The sequence below is a fragment of the Sphingomonas phyllosphaerae genome, assembly GCF_036946485.1.
In the GTDB taxonomy this organism is placed as follows: domain Bacteria; phylum Pseudomonadota; class Alphaproteobacteria; order Sphingomonadales; family Sphingomonadaceae; genus Sphingomonas; species Sphingomonas phyllosphaerae_E.
Genome location: NZ_JAQIJA010000001.1, coordinates 188,941 through 206,411, shown reverse-complemented (window position 1 = coordinate 206,411; position 17,471 = coordinate 188,941). Strand labels below are relative to the sequence as shown.

16 protein-coding genes, 1 tRNA gene and 2 pseudogenes are annotated in these 17,471 nt (G+C 68.2%); 9 read left to right on the top strand and 10 right to left on the bottom strand.

Going from position 1 to position 17,471, the window contains the following annotated elements:
• Positions 1-77: 77 nt before the first annotated feature.
• A complete protein-coding gene (locus PGN16_RS01080) occupies positions 78-1,610 on the bottom strand; it encodes a CoA-acylating methylmalonate-semialdehyde dehydrogenase (RefSeq protein ID WP_335307555.1) in 1,533 nt (510 codons plus the stop codon).
• An 82-nt stretch (positions 1,611-1,692) separates the two neighbouring features.
• Between PGN16_RS01080 and PGN16_RS01075 the strand changes: the two genes are divergently transcribed.
• The 4 genes from PGN16_RS01075 to PGN16_RS01060 all read left to right on the top strand — a co-directional run bounded on the left by PGN16_RS01075 (position 1,693) and on the right by PGN16_RS01060 (position 4,720).
• Positions 1,693-2,592: a LysR family transcriptional regulator gene (locus PGN16_RS01075; protein ID WP_335307554.1), complete on the top strand. Its 900-nt coding sequence runs from the start codon at positions 1,693-1,695 to the stop codon at positions 2,590-2,592.
• Positions 2,593-2,805: 213 nt separating this feature from the next.
• Positions 2,806-3,453 carry a PEPxxWA-CTERM sorting domain-containing protein gene (locus PGN16_RS01070; protein ID WP_335307553.1) on the top strand — a complete coding sequence of 216 codons (648 nt, stop codon included), beginning with the start codon at positions 2,806-2,808 and terminating at the stop codon, positions 3,451-3,453.
• Positions 3,450-4,043 (top strand): L,D-transpeptidase family protein, encoded by a 594-nt coding sequence (locus PGN16_RS01065; protein ID WP_335307552.1) that lies wholly within the window; start codon positions 3,450-3,452, stop codon positions 4,041-4,043. The genes PGN16_RS01070 and PGN16_RS01065 overlap by 4 nt, the downstream gene beginning before the upstream one ends.
• Positions 4,044-4,189: 146 nt before the next feature.
• Positions 4,190-4,720, top strand: a complete 531-nt coding sequence (locus tag PGN16_RS01060) for a CAP domain-containing protein (protein ID WP_335307551.1) — start codon at positions 4,190-4,192, stop codon at positions 4,718-4,720.
• Between the two features lie 289 nt (positions 4,721-5,009).
• Here PGN16_RS01060 and PGN16_RS01055 read toward each other — a convergent pair whose 3' ends face one another.
• Complete coding sequence (locus PGN16_RS01055) at positions 5,010-5,261, bottom strand: DUF2171 domain-containing protein (RefSeq protein WP_335307550.1); 252 nt, start codon at positions 5,259-5,261, stop codon at positions 5,010-5,012.
• Between the two features lie 56 nt (positions 5,262-5,317).
• Here PGN16_RS01055 and PGN16_RS01050 point away from each other — a divergent pair, with 56 nt between their 5' ends.
• Both PGN16_RS01050 and PGN16_RS01045 read left to right on the top strand, forming a co-directional pair.
• Positions 5,318-5,530, top strand: coding sequence for a hypothetical protein (locus PGN16_RS01050; protein ID WP_335307549.1), 213 nt, complete (start codon positions 5,318-5,320; stop codon positions 5,528-5,530).
• Positions 5,531-5,582: 52 nt separating this feature from the next.
• A complete protein-coding gene (locus PGN16_RS01045) occupies positions 5,583-6,641 on the top strand; it encodes a ribonucleotide-diphosphate reductase subunit beta (RefSeq protein WP_335307548.1) in 1,059 nt (352 codons plus the stop codon).
• 240 nt (positions 6,642-6,881) lie between these two features.
• Here the strand turns inward: PGN16_RS01045 and PGN16_RS01040 are convergent.
• Positions 6,882-6,958, bottom strand: a tRNA-Arg gene (locus tag PGN16_RS01040).
• 83 nt (positions 6,959-7,041) lie between these two features.
• Here PGN16_RS01040 and PGN16_RS01035 point away from each other — a divergent pair.
• On the top strand, positions 7,042-7,542 hold the full coding sequence (locus PGN16_RS01035) for a hypothetical protein (RefSeq protein WP_335307547.1): 501 nt from the start codon (positions 7,042-7,044) through the stop codon (positions 7,540-7,542).
• On the opposite strand, the gene PGN16_RS01030 is transcribed toward PGN16_RS01035, so the two are convergent.
• From PGN16_RS01030 to hemB, 4 genes are all read right to left on the bottom strand, one after another.
• Complete coding sequence (locus tag PGN16_RS01030) at positions 7,539-9,731, bottom strand: fused MFS/spermidine synthase (protein ID WP_335307546.1); 2,193 nt, start codon at positions 9,729-9,731, stop codon at positions 7,539-7,541. The two genes, PGN16_RS01035 and PGN16_RS01030, sit on opposite strands and share 4 nt — an antisense overlap.
• Entirely contained in the window at positions 9,724-10,260 is a 537-nt protein-coding gene (locus PGN16_RS01025) for a GNAT family N-acetyltransferase (RefSeq protein ID WP_335307545.1), read from the bottom strand. The genes PGN16_RS01030 and PGN16_RS01025 overlap by 8 nt, the downstream gene beginning before the upstream one ends.
• Before the next feature lie 873 nt (positions 10,261-11,133).
• Positions 11,134-11,655 carry a GNAT family N-acetyltransferase gene (locus PGN16_RS01020; RefSeq protein WP_335307544.1) on the bottom strand — a complete coding sequence of 174 codons (522 nt, stop codon included), beginning with the start codon at positions 11,653-11,655 and terminating at the stop codon, positions 11,134-11,136.
• Entirely contained in the window at positions 11,652-12,644 is a 993-nt protein-coding gene (gene hemB, locus PGN16_RS01015) for a porphobilinogen synthase (RefSeq protein WP_335307543.1), read from the bottom strand. The genes PGN16_RS01020 and hemB overlap by 4 nt, the downstream gene beginning before the upstream one ends.
• A gap of 78 nt (positions 12,645-12,722) precedes the next feature.
• On the opposite strand from hemB, the pseudogene PGN16_RS01010 reads away from it, so the two are divergent.
• Positions 12,723-13,605: pseudogene (locus tag PGN16_RS01010) on the top strand (diacylglycerol/lipid kinase family protein).
• A gap of 126 nt (positions 13,606-13,731) precedes the next feature.
• On the opposite strand, the pseudogene PGN16_RS01005 reads toward PGN16_RS01010, so the two are convergent.
• From PGN16_RS01005 to xseA, 3 genes and pseudogenes are all read right to left on the bottom strand, one after another.
• Positions 13,732-14,560 (bottom strand): annotated as a pseudogene (locus tag PGN16_RS01005) (M23 family metallopeptidase).
• Positions 14,560-14,760 (bottom strand): DUF2093 domain-containing protein, encoded by a 201-nt coding sequence (locus PGN16_RS01000; RefSeq protein WP_028966558.1) that lies wholly within the window; start codon positions 14,758-14,760, stop codon positions 14,560-14,562. Before PGN16_RS01000 ends, PGN16_RS01005 begins: the two are co-directional and overlap by 1 nt.
• Before the next feature lie 12 nt (positions 14,761-14,772).
• The gene (gene xseA / locus PGN16_RS00995) at positions 14,773-16,188 is read right to left on the bottom strand and encodes an exodeoxyribonuclease VII large subunit (RefSeq protein ID WP_335307542.1); all 1,416 of its coding nucleotides are present in this window, start codon (positions 16,186-16,188) and stop codon (positions 14,773-14,775) included.
• Here xseA and purD point away from each other — a divergent pair.
• A complete protein-coding gene (purD, locus tag PGN16_RS00990) occupies positions 16,187-17,446 on the top strand; it encodes a phosphoribosylamine--glycine ligase (RefSeq protein ID WP_335307541.1) in 1,260 nt (419 codons plus the stop codon). The genes xseA and purD overlap by 2 nt on opposite strands.
• Positions 17,447-17,471: the final 25 nt, after the last annotated feature.

Here is a 17,471-nt window from a genome sequence, read left to right as displayed (position 1 = left end):
AGCCGCCTCGCGCGACGGCGGCGTGCGCCGAACGGCTTCAGGATCAAACGTCTTGGCTCGCCCGTGCATCGCGTCCCTCACCCCATGGTCGGTATCACGAACGCATCCTGCACGCGGCTGGGTCCACCGTCCTCGCTCCCGCGCGGCAACGCCGAGCCGTCGGGCCAGCGTTGCGTCACGGTCTTGATCCTGGTCCAGAATTTGACGCCCTCGATGCCGTGCTGGTTGGTGTCGCCGAACCCGCTGCGCTTCCAGCCGCCAAAGGTGTGATAGGCGACGGGCACCGGGATCGGCACGTTGATCCCGACCATCCCGACATTTACCCGCGCCGCGAACTCACGCGCGGCGTGGCCGTTGCGCGTGAAGATCGCGACGCCATTGCCATATTGATGCTCGCTCGGCAGCCGCACCGCGGTTTCGAAATCGGGGGCGCGGACGATCTGGAGGACCGGGCCGAAAATCTCCTCCTTATACGCCTGCATGTCGGGGGTGACATGATCGAACAGGCTGGGACCGATGAAGAAGCCCTGTTCATGCCCCCGCAACCGGAAGTCGCGCCCGTCGACGACCAGTTCGGCACCTTCGTCGACCCCGGTTTGGATCCAGTTGGCGACCCGCTCCCGGTGCGCGGCGTTCACCACCGGGCCATAATGCGCCTCGGCATCGGTCGACACGCCGACGCGCAAGCCTTCGATGGCCGGGAGCAGTTTCTGCCGCAACGCCTCGGCGGTCTTGTCGCCGACCGGCACCACCACCGGCAACGCCATGCAGCGTTCGCCCGCCGAACCGAACGCTGCGCCGGAGAGATCGGCAACGACCTGGTCGAGATCGGCGTCGGGCATGACGATGCCGTGGTTCTTCGCCCCGCCCATCGCCTGCACGCGCTTCCCCGCCGCCACGCCGCGACGGTAGACATAATGCGCGATGTCGCTCGATCCGACGAAGCTGACCGCGCCGATCGCGGGATGGTCGAGGATCGCGTCGACCATCTCCTTGTCGCCGTGGACGACCTGCAGCACGCCCTCGGGCACCCCGGCCTCGCGCATCAGCTCGGCCAGCCGCACCGGCACGCTCGGATCGCGCTCGCTCGGCTTGAGGATGAAGGCATTGCCGCACGCGATCGCGACGCCGAACATCCACATCGGGATCATCGCCGGAAAGTTGAACGGGGTAATCCCCGCGCCGATGCCGATCGGCTGCCGCATCGAATAGACGTCGATCCCCGGCCCCGCGCCCTGCGTATATTCGCCCTTGAGCACATGCGGGATGCCGCAGGCGAATTCGATCACCTCCAGCCCGCGCTGGATGTCGCCCTTGGCATCGGCAATCACCTTGCCGTGCTCGGACGACAGCAGATGCGCGAGTTCGTCGATCTGCGCCTCGACCAATTCCTTGAAGCGGAACATGACGCGCGCGCGGCGCTGCGGGTTGGTCGCCGCCCATGCCGGTTGCGCGGCCTGCGCCGCCGCGACCGCGCGGTCGAGATCGGCGGCGGTGCCGAGCACCACGCGCGCCTGCACCTGCCCGGTATTTGGGTCGAAAATGTCGGCGGTGCGCGCCGACGCGGCACCGCCGCCGCTGCCCGCGATATGATGGTCGAGCTGGCGCATCGCATCTCTCTCCTGTGTTGCGTGCGGGTGTGCGCCCCGCATGGTTTGCAGGCAAGCGACAAATCTGCAACGTTCACCTGCAATGACGCAGCCCTTGCCGTGGAACGACTTACAGGATTTTCTTGCGGTAGCGCGCGCCGGGCAGATCGCACGCGCCGCCGCGCTGATCGGCGTCGATGCCACCACGATCGGCCGCCGATTGCGTCGGCTGGAGGCGCGGCTCGGCCGAACGCTGTTCGAGCAGACCCGCGAGGGACAGGTGCTTACCGAAGCCGGTGAGACCCTGCTCGCGCAGGTCGAGGAAATGCAGAACGCCGCCGAGCGGATCGTCGAAACCCGTGGCTCTACCGAGACACTTACCGGGTTGCTGCGCGTCAGCGTCTCCGAAGGATTCGGCACCTGGCTGGTCGCCGAGCATCTTCACGAGTTCGCCGCCCAACACCCCGCGTTGACGATCGACCTGGCCGCCATTTCGGGGTTCCTCAGCCCGTCGCGGCGCGAGGCGGACGTCGCCGTGTTGCTCGCGCGCCCGCGGCACGGTCCGGTCGTCGCGGGCAAGCTGTCGGATTATGCGCTGCATCTTTATGCCGCGCGATCGCTGATCGCCGGCGCCGGGGCGGTCACGCGCGAGTCGCTGGGCGATCGACATGCGATGGTCGGCTACATTCCCGATCTGCTCTATTCACCGGAATTGCGGTTCGTCGACGATGTCGGACCATTGCCCGCACCGACGTTGCGCAGTTCCAGCATCAATGCGCAGGCGCGGCTGATCGCTACCGGCGCCGGGGTCGGCGTGCTGCCGCATTTCATCGGCGGCGTGCTGCCTGACCTGGTGCGGGTGTTGCCCGAAATCACCATTCATCGGACGTTCTGGCTGGTCACACACCGCGACACACGACAATTGCGACGGGTTCGGGCCTTTTCGTCATGGCTTGGAGGGCTGGTCACCAAACACCGCGAACGGCTCGACCCGTCGCGTTAACTTTTGACTGCGCCGTTAACCTTTCGATCAATTATTAACGCTTCGCCGGCAGAGTTTGGTACATGCGGTTTGTCGGTGGCGCATCGGCAACACCGGCCCGGCGTTGTACCGGCCGTCGCATTTCTGGAACAGATTCTACTGGACTTGCGGAGACAGTGCAGCGCAAAAGCGTTCTACCCCAATCGGACTATTTGACAGGATTCGGTCGACGGGATGAAGAACTGGCGCTCCCTTATCACCTCAATCTCCCGCACGACGCTGATCCGTGCGGCGGTGGTGTTGGGTGTCGCCGGTTCGGCGCTCGGTAGCTACGCCGGGCTGGGCCTGATCGGCGGCACCGTGCCCTTTGCAGAGGCGATGAACCTGCCCGCCGCGCTGGCGGTCCTGCCCGATCCGCTGTCGATCATGACCGCACGATCACCCGGCGAGCGCGGGCATGGCGCGATGTTCAACATCAAGCAGACGAAGCATCCGCGCCAGTTGGCCAGCAATCGCCCGCGCTCGCCGCGCGAGCGGGTGCTGAGCAATGTGCGCGAACGCGATCCGGTCGGCGGCGTGCCCGCCGGCGATCTGCCGATCACCCCGGCCGGCTTCGTGCCCGATCTTTCGCCCGTCACCCCGGACGCACTCGGGCCGGTCGGGCCGGGCGGCGGCGGTGACTCGTTCGGCCCGCCGCCGGTCTTCCCGACCGGCCCCGGCGGCAATATTCCAGGCGTGCCCGGCCCCACGCCGACCCCGACGCCCACCACTCCGGTCCCGGCCGTGCCCGAACCAGCGACCTGGGCGATGATGTCCCTCGGCTTCGCGATCACCGGACTCGCCGTGCGCCGGCGCAAGCGGACGCGCGCCACCGTCGCATGATCCGTAGCGTGCTCGGCGCCGCCGCGTTCGCGCTGGTGGCCGTGGCGGGCGTCGTGACGCCCGTTGCCGCGACGACCATCGCCACCACGATCGGCAGCTATGGCGCGCGCTTCCGTTATCCCGCCGGGCGAGAGGGCGTGTTGCCGATGACCGGTGCGCAACCGATGCGGGTGCACAGCCTGCTGGCGATCCGCAAGCCGATGCGCTTTGGCGATTACGTCTGGAACGACATCGGCGCGCCGCCCACGGGCAAGGTGCGGGTCAGGGTCGATTTGCCCCGCCAGACGATCTCGGTGTTCCGCGACGGACATGAGATCGGCACCGCGGTCATCCTCTATGGTACCGATCACAAGCCGACGCCCACCGGCACGTTCCCGATCCTGATGCGCGCGCGTCAACATCAATCGTCGCTGTACGACGCCGAGATGCCGTACATGCTGCGCCTGACCAACGACGGCGTGGCGATCCACGCCAGTTCGGTGCGCCGCGGGTCGGCCACGCACGGCTGCATCGGCGTGCCGCTGTCATTCGCGCAATTGCTGTTCGACCAGGTCGCCCGCGGTGATCTGGTGACGATCGTCGGCACCTGATCCGGCCGAAAAGATCTGTCGCGACACCGGTAAGATGGCGCGACGATCGCCGTAGATATGAAGACTCGCTAACCAGATTCCCTAACCGCCGGTAAGGACCGACCGCCGTAATTTCTCCTGGTCATCAGGAAGAGGTTACCCGGCCCATGCCGCGTTCCACCCCACATCGTCGCCCATTGTTCGTCGCCCTTGCCGCATTGCTGTTCACGCCGTTCGTCACCGGCGCGGCAAGCTATTCGAACACGTTCGATGCGCGCGTTCTGGCGGCGCAGAACGCGGAGCGCGCCGCGCTCGGCATCGCGCCGCTGCGCTGGAACCCGGAGCTGGTCGAGTCGGCACATGCCTGGGGTCAATATCTGGCAGCGACCGGACGCTTCGAACATGCGCCGGAACGACGCATGGACCCGGAGGGCGAAAACCTGTGGGCGGGCACCCGGGGCTATTACACGCCGGAGGCGATGGTCGGTGGCTGGGTGCGCGAGAAGCGCTACTTCAAGCCTGGCGCCTTCCCGAACAACAGCACCACCGGGCGTGTCGCCGACGTCGGGCATTACACGCAATTGATGTGGCGTGACACGGTCGAGGTCGGCTGCGCGCTGTCGCGCGGGCGCGACGAGGACGTGCTGGTGTGCCGCTACAAGAACGCCGGCAACTACCGCGGTGAGCGCCCGTTCTGACGCGCCGCCCCACCGACGATCTGGTGTTCGGTCGGATTAGCGCCCACAATCTGTAGCGTCTGCGGCCGCCTTCGCGTAGAATGGCTGCGACATCATCGTGACTCGGCGGGCTTCCGTCGATCGTGGTGGCGGGGCTCCGCAGCGGGGCCCGGGGCAGGCGCAGGCGCAGGAGCGGGCACAGCGGATGGACGGCGAGACGCCTCGGCAGGCAAACGAAACCCCGGCGCGCCGTGCGGCGGCCGGGGTCGTCGTGCGCGGCCGGGCGGTCAGCGCCGCCGCGGCGGGACGGTCATTCCGCCTCTTCGAACATGTCCTGCGCGTTCTGCGCGGTCGCGGACAGCCGCACCTGGTCACCCTCGACCTCGGCGACCAGCCCGATCGGCAAGTAATGGTGCTTGGCGCCCTGCCCGTCCTGCGTGGACGGCGAGTCGTTCTTGGTCAGCTTGATCCGGTCACCATCGACATGGTCGACGGTGCCGACGTGCACGCCGTCCGCGCCGATCACTTCGGCATGTTCCTTGATCTGGCTGGCATCGACCATCGTCGTTCTCCTTTGTTGGGTTCGGGCGGCAAACGCGCCGCTGCGACTTTGGTCGCATGATCGACACGCTGCCGCTGCAATCCGCGATCATGTTCGCGGTCGCCGCCGTCTTTGTGGTCGTGGGTGCGTGGCTGCTGATCCAGTTGCGTCATCCGCAGGGGCCGGCGCGCGTCTATGTCTATCGAATGGTCGGGATCATGGCGCTGGCGGGGGGCAGCGTGCTGGCGATGTCGGCCTGGGCGATGTGGCAGTGGAGCCTGGAGGCATGATCCTACCCGCTCGTTGATACGTTTTTCGAATATCTCTCACCGGAGTAACCTCATGCCGCTTCTTCAGGCGTCCAAACAGTACAAGCCCTTCGAATACCCGTGGGCGTTCGAATATTGGAAGCGCCAGCAACAGTTGCACTGGTTGCCGGAGGAAGTGCCGCTCGGCGAGGATTGCCGTGACTGGGCGCAGAAGCTGACCGATCACGAGCGCAACCTGCTGACGCAGATCTTCCGCTTCTTCACGCAGGCCGATGTCGAGGTGCAGGATTGCTACCACGAGAAGTACGGCCGCGTGTTCAAGCCGACCGAGGTCAAGATGATGCTGACCGCGTTCAGCAACATGGAGACGGTGCATATCGCCGCCTATTCGCACCTGCTCGACACGATCGGGATGCCGGAAAGCGAATATGGCGCGTTCCTGGAATATAGCGAGCTGAAGGACAAGCACGACTATCTCCAGAACTTCGGCGTCGACAGCGACGAGGACATCGCGCGGACGCTGGCGATGTTCGGCGGCTTCACCGAGGGCGTGCAGCTGTTCGCCAGCTTCGCGATGCTGATGAACTTCCCGCGCTTCAACAAGATGAAGGGCATGGGGCAGATCGTCAGCTGGTCGGTACGTGACGAGAGCCTGCATTGCGAAGGCATCATCAAGCTGTTCCACGCCTTCACCAAGGAGCGGAACTGTCTGACCAAGGCGGTGAAGGACGATATTGCCGACGTCTGCCAGACCACGATCCGGCTGGAAGACAATTTCATCGACCTCGCCTTCGAGATGGGGCCGGTAAACGGGATGACCGCCAAGGACATCAAGAAGTATATCCGCTACATCGCCGACTGGCGGATGGGGCAATTGGGGCTGAAGCCGATCTACATGATCGACGAGCATCCGATCCCGTGGCTGACGCCGCTGCTCAACGGTGTGGAACATGCGAACTTCTTCGAAACGCGCGCCACCGAATATTCCAAGGCCGCCACGCGCGGGCAGTGGAACGACGTGTGGGACAGTTTCGACAAGCGCCAGAAGGCGAAGGTCACCAGCGCCGCCGCGAACGAGGATCCGGGCGAGACGGGCGACATGTTCTCGCGCGCGGGTGTTGCCGCGGAGTAAGCCGTTCGCTCCGATGAACGAGGAAGGCCGCGCGTGGCGACACGTCGCGGCCTTTCGCATGTTGGCGGTGGAAGCGTTGGCGGCGGCAGCCGGAAGATCAGCGCAGCGCGCGCGCAATCCTCTCCAGTCGGGCGATTGATCGAGGGATGTAGTGGAACAAGCGCAAGAACAACGCGCATGAAAAAAGGGGCAGCTTGCGCTGCCCCTCTATTTCCACTGACTTTCTCTCGGGAGAGAAAGTGGCGCGCCCGGAACGATTCGAACGTCCGACCCTCAGATTCGTAGTCTGATGCTCTATCCAGCTGAGCTACGGGCGCCCTGTGGAGCGGCGCTGTTACGCGGCGAATCGGATGCGCGCAAGGGCATTGCGCCACTTTTTTTGCGCCTCTAGGCAAAAAACATGCTCCGCGCCCCCGCCCCGCTCGCTTCGTTCGCGCTCCTCGCCGCCTGCGCGAGCGGCCCGACCGTCTATCCGTCGCTCGCGCCACGCCCGGTCGAGAAGCTCGGCTTCGCGGAACCGGCGACGCCGCCGCCTGCTCCCGCCGCGCAAGATCCTGTGCTGGATAGCAAATTGGCTGCGATCACCGCGAAGGGGGCCACCGCCGCGCGCGACTTCGATCGGGCCGTGGCGCGGGCCGAGACGCTGGCGCGCACCGCCAAGGGAGCGAAGGTCGGCAGCGATGCGTGGATCGCCGCACAGACCGCGATCGCCGATCTGGATGCGCTCCGGTCGAGCTATGGCGATAGCGTGGGGGCGCTCGACGACCTTGCCAGCACGCGCGCGGCGGCGCTTCAGCCCGCTTATCCCGCGCTGGAACAGGCACTTGCCGCCGCCCGCGCCACCGCACAGGCCCAGACCGCGCGGATCGACGCGCTCGCAGGATCGCTGCCGGGCGCCTAGAAGGTCAGGAGCGGCAGGATGCTGGCGTAATCGTCGGTCCACGGCGCAAAGCCCGGACGGCGCACCAGATTCTTCCAGTCGGCCTCGCCGCCTGCCACCAGCGCGAGCGTCCAGGGATCTCGGGTCATAACTACCCAGGAAGACGGCGTTTCTTCCTCCTGAAGCAGCGAGGGACGGTGGTCGAGGATCAGCGCCTGCCAGCCGCCTGCCCGCGCTGCGGCAGCGACGACGGGGCGCAAATTGACGAAACGGTTCGAGATATGAACCGCCAGAACGCCGTGCGGTGACACAACGCGCGCGTATCCGGCGAAGGCTTCGCGGGTCAGGAGGTGCATCGGGACCGCATCCGACGAGAAAGCGTCGAGTGCGAGCACGTCCAGGCTCGCTGCGGGCGCGCGTTCGAGCGACAAACGCGCATCGCCGAGCACCATTGTCGCATCCGGTGCGCAATCCGAAACGAAGGTGAAGCGTTTGGTGCGCGTCAGTGCCACCATCGCCGGATCGATCTCATAGAAGCGCCAGCGCTGCCCCGGCTTTGCGTAGCAGGCGAGCGTGCCGGTGCCGAGGCCGACCACCCCGATCCGCGCGCCCGGCCCGAACAGCATCGGCGCGGCGCGCATCACATGACCGACGCCGGAGTCGGGGGTGTAGTAGGTCGTCGGCATCCGCTCGCGCGCCGGGGTGCCGGTCAGCTGCACGCCGTGAAGCGTGGTGCCATGGATCAGGGTGCGGCGGCGCGCCTCGTCGGCGACCGTGTAGACGCCGAAATAGCTGCGCACCCGCGCGCCGGGTTCGAGCGAGAGCGACAGCGAGCGGACGCCGCCGAACAGCAGCAGCCCGCTGGTCAGCACCAGCAGATACGGCACGCGCGCGCCGAGCGACAGCAGACCGCCGAGCGCGACCAATGTGAAGATCACACCCGGATGCCGCACCTCGCGGAAACCGGTCGGATCGCGCGACAGCACCATCAGCGCGAGGCAGAGCGCGCCGACGATCAGCACCGCTCCCGCGACGATCATCCCACGGCGATGCCAGAACGCGCGCAGCGCGGGGGTCAGGTAGGTTTGCGGCACCAGCGCGCCGGCGGCGACGATCAGCAGCGGATATTCCCACGTCCAGTCGAACAGGGTCGGCGCGATCAGCCCCGCGAACACGCCGCCGAGCGCGCCACCGAACGACATGGCGAGATAGAAGCCGGTCAGCCGCGCCGGCTCCGGACGCAGGCGATAGAGCTGGGTGTGGAGCGCGACCGAAATCATGAACAGCAGGATCAGCGCGGTGATCGCGCTGAACGTCGCGCGCTCGGCGAACCCGCCCATCAGCACGCCGCCGAACAGCACGATCGTCACCGGCGCGGTGTTGGTCAGCAGGTCGGCGACTTCGCGCCGCGCGGCGAAGGCGATCGAGAAGCTGAGCAGGTAGAGCGACAGGGGGATCACCCACAACAGCGGCATCGCGACCAGATCGGTGCTGACGAAGGTGCTGGTCGCCAGCATCATCCCCGACGGCACGAAGCCGAGCGCGATCCAGCGCGCCACCCGCGCGCGGCCGGGTGCCGGGTCGAGCGCCTGCGCGCGCGCCGGCTCGCGTCCGGCGGGGAGCAGCCGTGCACAGGCTGCGACGAGCACGATCAGCAGCAGATAGCCCGCGCTCCACAGCCAGCGCTGGCGCGAGACGCTCAGCAGCGGCTCGACGAGCAGCGGAAAGGCGAGCAGCCCGGCGAAGCTGCCGAAATTGGACGCGGCATAGAGCGCGTAAGGGTCGGTGCCGGGGCGGGCGCTGGCGAACCAGCGCTGCATCAGCGGCGCCTGCGCCGACACCGCGAAGAACAGCGGCCCGATCGAGACGACGAAGAGATACGGCACCCACAAGGCCGGCTCGGCCCCGGCGGGCAGCACGCGGTCGCTGAGCCCGATCGGCAGGAAGGCGCAGGCAGCGAGCAGCACGAGCAGATGGACGAGGCCCTGCCGGCGCGGCGCGACGCGCCCGAGCAGATGCGCGTAGCCGTAGCCACCGAGCAGCAGCGCCTGATAGACGAGCATCGCCGAGTTCCAGACCGCGGGCGCGCCGCCGAGCCGAGGCAAGGCGATCCGCGCGATCATCGGCTGGACGAGGAACAGCAGGAACGATCCGGTCAGGATCGTCGCGACGAACAGCCCCCGCCCGCGCGCCGTGACGGGATCAGCCATTCAGCGGGCGGTCGATGCGGTAGAGGACGTGGCGGCGCAAGGGACTGTCCGGGGTAAGATCGGGGTGGTCGAAGTCACCGTCCTCAACGCGCGTCATGCCGAGCCGCTCCATCAGCGCACGGCTGCGGCGGTTGGCGGGGACGGTGATCGCGTAGACGGCGTCGGTGCCGCGTTCCCACTCGGCGGCCAGCACCGCGCGCGCGGCTTCGCCCGCCAACCCCTGCCCCCACGCGGCGCGCGCGAGGCGCCAGCCGATCTCGGGCAGGTCGGCGATGGGGCTGCCCGCCGGGCCGGGCTCGACGCCGCAGAAGCCGATGAAGGCGCGATCCGCGCGCCGCTCCACCGCCCAGAAGCATCGGCCGAAGGTTTGCGCGGTCTCGTTCGCCTCGTGCATCATGGCAAGCGCACCGGCGGCGGTGGTCGGCGGCCCGAGGAAGCGCATCACCTCGGCGTCCTGACCCATGGTGTGAAACGGCGCAACATCCTCCTCCCGCCATGCGCGGAGGATCAGGCGTTCGGTGACGATCACAGACGGGCGATCCGATCGGTCACGGCGTCCGACAGCGTTGGACTAATCACGTGCCCGGGGTGGAAACAGTCCCTGTCAGGCCCATGCATTCGATCAAGTCGCGACCACCGGCCCGGCAGGGCCGCGCGGCGACATAGCCGCTCCCTCACGCCGCAGTTGCGGCGGTCATTCCCGCAGAAGCGGTGTTGGTGCTGGCTGACCATGCGATCGTCCGTACGGGGCGGCCTGCTTCGCTTGCAAGGCCCCGAGCGCGGCACCGACCGAACGAGGGTAACGCGACCTGACGGTCATGATGATGCGAAGGCGGATCTACCCTTCGTCATTGCGAGCGCAGCGAAGCAATCCAGGGCGTCCTGATCCGGCTCTGGATTGCTTCGCTGCGCTCGCAATGACGGATCAAATTGACGTCATAGGGCCAGCGCGATTGCCTGACTTCGCCAGTCATCCCGGACTTGATCCGGGATCCCGCTTCTGGCGCGGCCGCCAGGAAGAAGCGGGGCCCCGGATCAAGTCCGGGGCGACGAAGGACGGTTGTTCGGCTCGCGGGATCGACGATGCGAAGTCGGATCCACCATTCGTCATTGCGAGCGCAGCGAAGCAATCCAGGGCGTCCTGATCCGGCTCTGGATTGCTTCGCTACGCTCGCAATGACGGATCAGGTGACGTCATAGGGCCAGCGCGACTGCCTGACTTCGCCCGTCATCCCGGACTTGATCCGGGATCCCGCTTCTGGCGCCTCCAGGAAGAAGCGGGGCCCCGGATCAAGTCCGGGGCGACGAAGGACGGTTGTTCGGCTCGCGGGATCGACGACGTTTTGAGGCAAGTCTCATACCGATGACGCCACATGCGCGATTTAAGTCGCGCCCTCTCCGATCACGGACGCTCGATCCGGTAGGTCACGCTGTCGGCGAGCGCCGGATCGTTGGGGTATTTGGGGTGAATGAAATCCATCTCGGGCACGCGCCGCATCCCGAGCCGGTCCATGACCCGCCGGCTCGCGGCGTTGCGTCGCCCGGTGATCGCGTACACCGCACCCTCAGGCCGGTTCGCCCAGGCCCAGTCGAGCCACCCCGACGCCGCCTCCGGCGCATAGCCGCCGCCCCACCAGTCGCGGCCGATCATCCAGCCGATCTCCAGCAGACCTTCGATCGGCGTGTCGGGGGCGCCCGGCTTAAGCCCGACATGGCCGATCACCTGCCCGTCTTCACGGCGCTCGACGACGCCGAAGCCGAGCGGGGCATAGCCGCGATGGCGTTCCAGCACCGCAAGGCACGCCGCCTGATCCTTCGGGCCGCCGAGGTCCGCGGTGACCAACGGATCGGCCCACATGGCGAACAGCGCCGCGTGATCCGCGGGCGTCGGCGGCCGCAGGATCAGGCGGGCGGTTTCGATCACGCGCCGAGCAACCGCGCCGCCAGCGGCGCGTGATAGGTGAGCACGCCCGAACAGCCGGCACGCTTGAACGCCAGCAGCGTTTCTAGCACCATTGCGTCGCGATCCGCCGCGCCCGCCGCCACCGCGGCCTCGATCATCGCATACTCGCCGGACACCTGATAGGCGAACACCGGCACCGCGAACGCCTGTTTCACCTTCGCGACGATGTCGAGATACGGCAGGCCGGGCTTGACCATCACGCTGTCGGCGCCCTCGGCAAGGTCGAGCCCGACCTCGCGCAGCGCTTCCTCGGCATTGGCCGGGTCCATCTGATAGGTCGTCTTGTCACCCTTCAGCAGCCCGCGGCTGCCGACCGCGTCGCGGAACGGACCGTAGAAGGCCGAGGCATATTTGGCGGCATAGGCCATGATCTGGACGTTGACGAAGCCCTCCTGCTCCAGCGCGGTGCGGATCAGCCCGACGCGGCCGTCCATCATGTCGCTGGGGGCGATCACGTCCGAGCCGTTGCGCGCCTGATTGAGCGCCTGCTGCACCAGCGCATCGACGGTGCTGTCGTTGGTGACATAGCCGCGCGCGTCGACCAGCCCGTCATGGCCGTGGGTCGTGTAGGGATCGAGCGCGACATCGGTGAGCAGCCCGATGTCGGGCACCGCATCCTTGATCGCGCGCAACGCCTGACACATCAGATTGTCGGGGTTGATCGCTTCCGCGCCATCGTCGCTGCGGCGGCCGGACTGTGTGTTGGGGAAGAGCGCGAGGCACGGGATGCCGAGCGCGGCGGCCTCCTTGGCGCGCGCGACGATCCGGTCGACCGACCAGCGCGAGACACCCGGCAAGGCGGCGATCGGCTCCTCGACGTCGTGCCCCTCGGTAATGAAGAGCGGCCAGATCAGGTCGGCCGGGGTGAGCACATTTTCGGCGTGGAGCCGGCGGCTCCAGGCGGCGGCACGGGTGCGGCGCAAGCGCAGCGCGGGATAAGCGGCGTGCATGGGGTGCGCTTTCCCGCAATCCGACTTTCCATGCAAGCGTTACGGAAGCGGAACGCGTGCTGGTGCGTTGGGCGCGGCATGAGAGAGATCCGCTCCGCCGCCCTGATCGTCAACGCCAAGTCGCGTCGTGGCCGCAAGCTGTTCAAGCGCGCGTGCCGGCGGCTGCGCGACCTGCCGTTCGGGGTGACGCCCTATGCGGTCAAGGATCCCAAGCATCTCGACCGTACAGTGCGCAAGGCGCTGGAGAAGAAGCCCGATCTGGTGATCCTCGGCGGCGGCGACGGGACGATCAGCGGGCTGGTCGATTTGCTGGTCGGGCATGACGTGATCCTCGGCGTGCTGCCGCTCGGCACCGCCAACAGCTTTGCGCGGTCACTGGGGCTGCCGCTCGACATCGACGGCGCGATCGACGTGCTGCGCGACGGGGGTGGCGAAGCGGATCGATCTGGGCATGATCGACGACGATTATTTCGCCAATTGCGCGGCGATGGGGCTGAGCCCGCAGATCGCCGAGACGGTGCCGCACAATCTGAAGAAGGTGGCGGGGCGGATCGGCTATCTCGGCTGGGCGGGGTATCAGTTGACGCGGTTCAAGCCGTTCACGCTCTTCGTCGACGACGGGTCGGGCGAGAAGAAGCTGCGCGTCGTCGAGGTGCGGATCTCGAACGGGCCGTATCATGGCGGCACGTGGCTGGTCGACGAAGCGGGGATCGCCTCGGGCGAGATCGTCGTGCAGGCGGTCAAGGGGCATTACAAGCGCCGGCTGGTGCGCAATTGGGCGTACAGCTTCCTGGGGCGCAGCGAGCGGCATCACGATACGGTCAGCTTCTCGGGCAAGTCGATCAGGGTGCGGACCGATCCGCCGCTGCCGATCTCGATCGACGGCGAGGTGCTGGCGCATACCCCGGTCACCGCGCATGTCGCGGCGGGGGTGATCGAGGTGATGGTGCCGAAGTCCTAAGCCCGGTCCGAAGTCGCTTCCCTCCTCCTCCGTCATCCCGGACTTGATCCGGGATCCCGCTTCTTTCCCGATCGCCAAAAAAAGCGGGGCCCCGGATCAAGTCCGGGGCGACGAAAAGGGGGTCGCTCAGGGCATCGGTCCCGCGACCAGCAGCGGGTCGATCCGCGCGCCGTTCCATGTCATCGCCCAGTGCAGGTGCGGCCCGGTCGCGCGGCCGGTGCGGCCGACCAGCCCGAGTGGCTGCCCCTGCCGCACGCGCTCACCGACGCGCACGTCGATGCGCGACAGGTGGAGGAAGGCGCTGGTCACGCCGTGCCCGTGGTCGAGGATCAGCAGCCGCCCTTCCAGCGTGAACGGCGGGTCTGCGGCGAGCGTCACCACGCCGTCGGCGGGGGGCGACCACTTCCGCGCCCTCGGGCTTCGCGACGTCGACGCCGCCGTGATAGCTGCCCGGCTCGCCGGCATAGATGCGCTGCGCGCCGAACAGCCCGGAGATGCGCCCGCGCGCCGGCCAGACGAAGCGCTGCCGCCAGCCGTCCGCGTCGCTGCCGGTGGCGCGCGCGGCGACGATCTGCGCCAGTTCGCCAGCGCGTTTCGCGGCGAACTCCGCGCTCGGCACCGGGATCTTGCGCAGCGTGGGCAGCCGCTCGATCCGCCAGTCGCCGGGCGCGATCGCCAGCGTCGCAATCTGGGTCGTGCCGTCGGCCAGCGTCGCGGCGAGCAGCGCCTGCGGCTTCGCATCGCGATCGAAGGCGATCACGAAGCGGCCGTCCGGGGCGACCGCGACCGGTGCGTCGTCGAGCGTCAGGCGCGTCGTCCCGGCGGGCGCGGTGCCGAGCACCAACGCGCCCTGTCGCAGACCATCGCTCAGGCCGAAGCGCGCGGGCGGGATCGTCTGGGGCGGTGCGGCGGCAGCGACGGCGAGCAGCGGCACCAGCGACGCGATCCGGCGCATCACCGCGGCGCCAGCTCCTCCATCGCGATCGCGCCGCTGGCGAACGGCCGCTGCGTCGCCACGTCCCAATAGCGCAGGTCCTCGAGCGCGATCCGCGCGCCGCTGACCGCACACACCACGTGATCGCCCGGCGCCAGAATGCGGAAGCCGTTGGCCATATAGTGCAATTTGGCGGGGCGGTCGGTGTGGGACATCAGCATCGAAACGGGCTCTCAGATCAGGCGGGGCTGCTCGGGTTTGTCAGGATAAGCGCGGCGGGGGCTGCGCTCAACCTTTGCCTCGGGCTTCGCCTCCGGTTTCGCGCTCCCGTTGACCTGCACCGCCACCGCTCCGTCGCGGAAGCGCAGGTTGAGCGCCCCCGCCGCGCGTGCCGCCTCGGCGGTGGTGACGGTGCCGCCTTCCGCCGCCTCGACGCGCGCATAGCCGCGTTCGAGGATGCGGTCGGGGTTGAGGCTGTCGACCAGCCGCCCGACGTCGGCGAGTTGTCGCCGCGCTGCCTCCAGCCGCCGTTCGAGCGTCGCGGGGCGGATCGCGCCGGCGGCATGGGTCAGCTCGCCGCGCGCGCGCGCCACGCGCCGCTCCAGCGCGCGGTCGCCGCGCATCCCGAGATCGTCGAGCCGCTGCCGCTGCGGCCCGAGCAGCCGGTCGCGGGTCGGCATCACCCGCACCAGCGCCGCGAGCTGCTCGCGCCCGCGCTCGACATAGCGGCGCGCGCAGCGCTGCGTGCGGTTCGCCATCGCGTCGAGCGACAGCCGCAGCTCGGCGAGCACCGGCACCGCGATCTCCGCCGCCGCGGTGGGGGTCGGCGCGCGCAGGTCGGCGGCATGGTCGCACAGGGTGGTGTCGGTCTCGTGCCCGACCGCCGAGATGATCGGGATCGAGCAGCCGGCGACCGCGCGCACCACCGGCTCCTCGTTGAACGCCCACAGATCCTCGATCGAGCCGCCGCCGCGCGCGACGATCACCAGATCGGGGCGCGGGATCGGTCCGTTCGCGGGCAGCGCGTCGAACCCGCGCACCGCCGCTGCGACCTCCTCGGCCGCACCGGCGCCCTGCACCTTGACCGGCCAGACGATCACATGCGTCGGGCAGCGATCCTCGAGCCGATGGAGGATGTCGCGGATCACCGCGCCAGTCGGCGAGGTCACCACCCCGATCACGCGCGGCAAGAACGGCAGCGGCTTCTTCCGATCAGCATCGAACAGCCCCTCGCCCGCCAGCTTGGCCTTGAGCTTTTCGAGCAGCGCCATCAGCGCCCCCGCGCCGGCCAGCTCCATCCGCTCGATGATGATCTGATATTTGGAGCGGCCGGGATAGGTGGTCAGCCGCCCGGTCGCGATCACCTCGACGCCATCCTCGGGACGGAACGCCAGCCCGCCCGCGCTGCCCTTCCACATCACGCCGTCGATGACCGCGCTCTCGTCCTTCAGGCAGAGGTACAGATGCCCGGAGGTCGCGCGCTTGTAGCCCGAAATCTCACCGCGCAGCCGGACATGGCCGAACTCGCCCTCGACCATCCGCTTCAATCGGCCCGACAGTTCGCCGACGCTGAGCGCCATCGCATTGTCGCCGGGCGTCGGCTCGGCTACCAGCCGCCCCGCCTGAGTATCGTAAAGGGGGTCGGCCATGAACATCCTGCTGGTGGGTTCGGGGGGACGCGAACATGCGCTCGCCTGGAAACTGGCGCAGTCTCCGACGCTGGATACGCTCTTCGCCGCGCCGGGCAACCCTGGCATCGCCGAACATGCGACGATCGCCGAGCTGGACGTGACCGATCACCGCGCGGTGGTGGATTTCGTGCGCCGTCACCGCGTCGGGCTGGTCGTGATCGGGCCGGAGGCGCCGCTGGTCGACGGCCTCGCCGACAATATCCGCTCGATCGGCGTGCCGGTATTCGGCCCGGGTCGCGAGGCGGCGAAGCTGGAGGGGTCGAAGGGCTTCACCAAGGATCTGTGCGCGCGCATGGGCATCCCGACCGCGCGCTATTTCCGCGTCACCTCCAAGGACGGCGCGCTCGCCTGTCTCGACGATTTCGGCGACGCCTGCGTCATCAAGGCCGACGGCTTGGCGGCGGGCAAGGGCGTGGTGGTCGCGACCTCGCGCGCCGAGGCCGAGGCGGCGATCGCCGACCTCTATGCGCACGGTCCGGTCGAGGCGGTGATCGAGGAGATGCTCGAAGGGCCGGAGGCGAGCCTGTTCGTGCTGTCCGACGGCACCACCACCGCCGCATTCGGCTCGGCGCAGGACCACAAGCGCGTCGGCGACGGCGACACCGGCCCCAATACCGGCGGGATGGGCGCGTACAGCCCGGCGGCGGTGCTGACGCCGGAGCTGGAAGAGCGCGCGCTGGGCGAGATCGTCCGGCCGACGATTGATTGTCTCGCCGCCTCGGGCACGCCCTATGTCGGGGTGCTCTATGCCGGGCTGATGCTGACCGCCGATGGCCCCAAGCTGATCGAATATAACGTCCGCTTCGGCGATCCCGAATGTCAGGTGCTGATGATGCGCTACACCGGCGATCTCGCCGCGCTGTTGCTTGCGGTCGCCGAGGGGCGGCTGGCCGACGTGCCCGCGCCCACCTTCTCCGACGAGGTCGCGCTGACCGTGGTGATGGCGGCGGAGAATTATCCCGGGACGCCGCGCACCGGCGGCACGATCGCGGGGATCGACGCTGCGCAGGCGGATGGTGCGGTGGTGTTTCAGGCAGGCACCGCGTTGAAGGACGGGCAATTGGTGTCGGCGGGTGGGCGCGTGCTGGCGGTGACCGCCACCGGCACCGATGTGCCCGCCGCGCAGCGTGCTGCCTATGCCGCGGTGGAGAAGGTCGACTTCCCGACCGGCTTCTTCCGTCGCGACATCGGAGCCAAGGCGGTGATCGACGGTTGAGCGGGCAGCACTTTCGGCGCAGGAC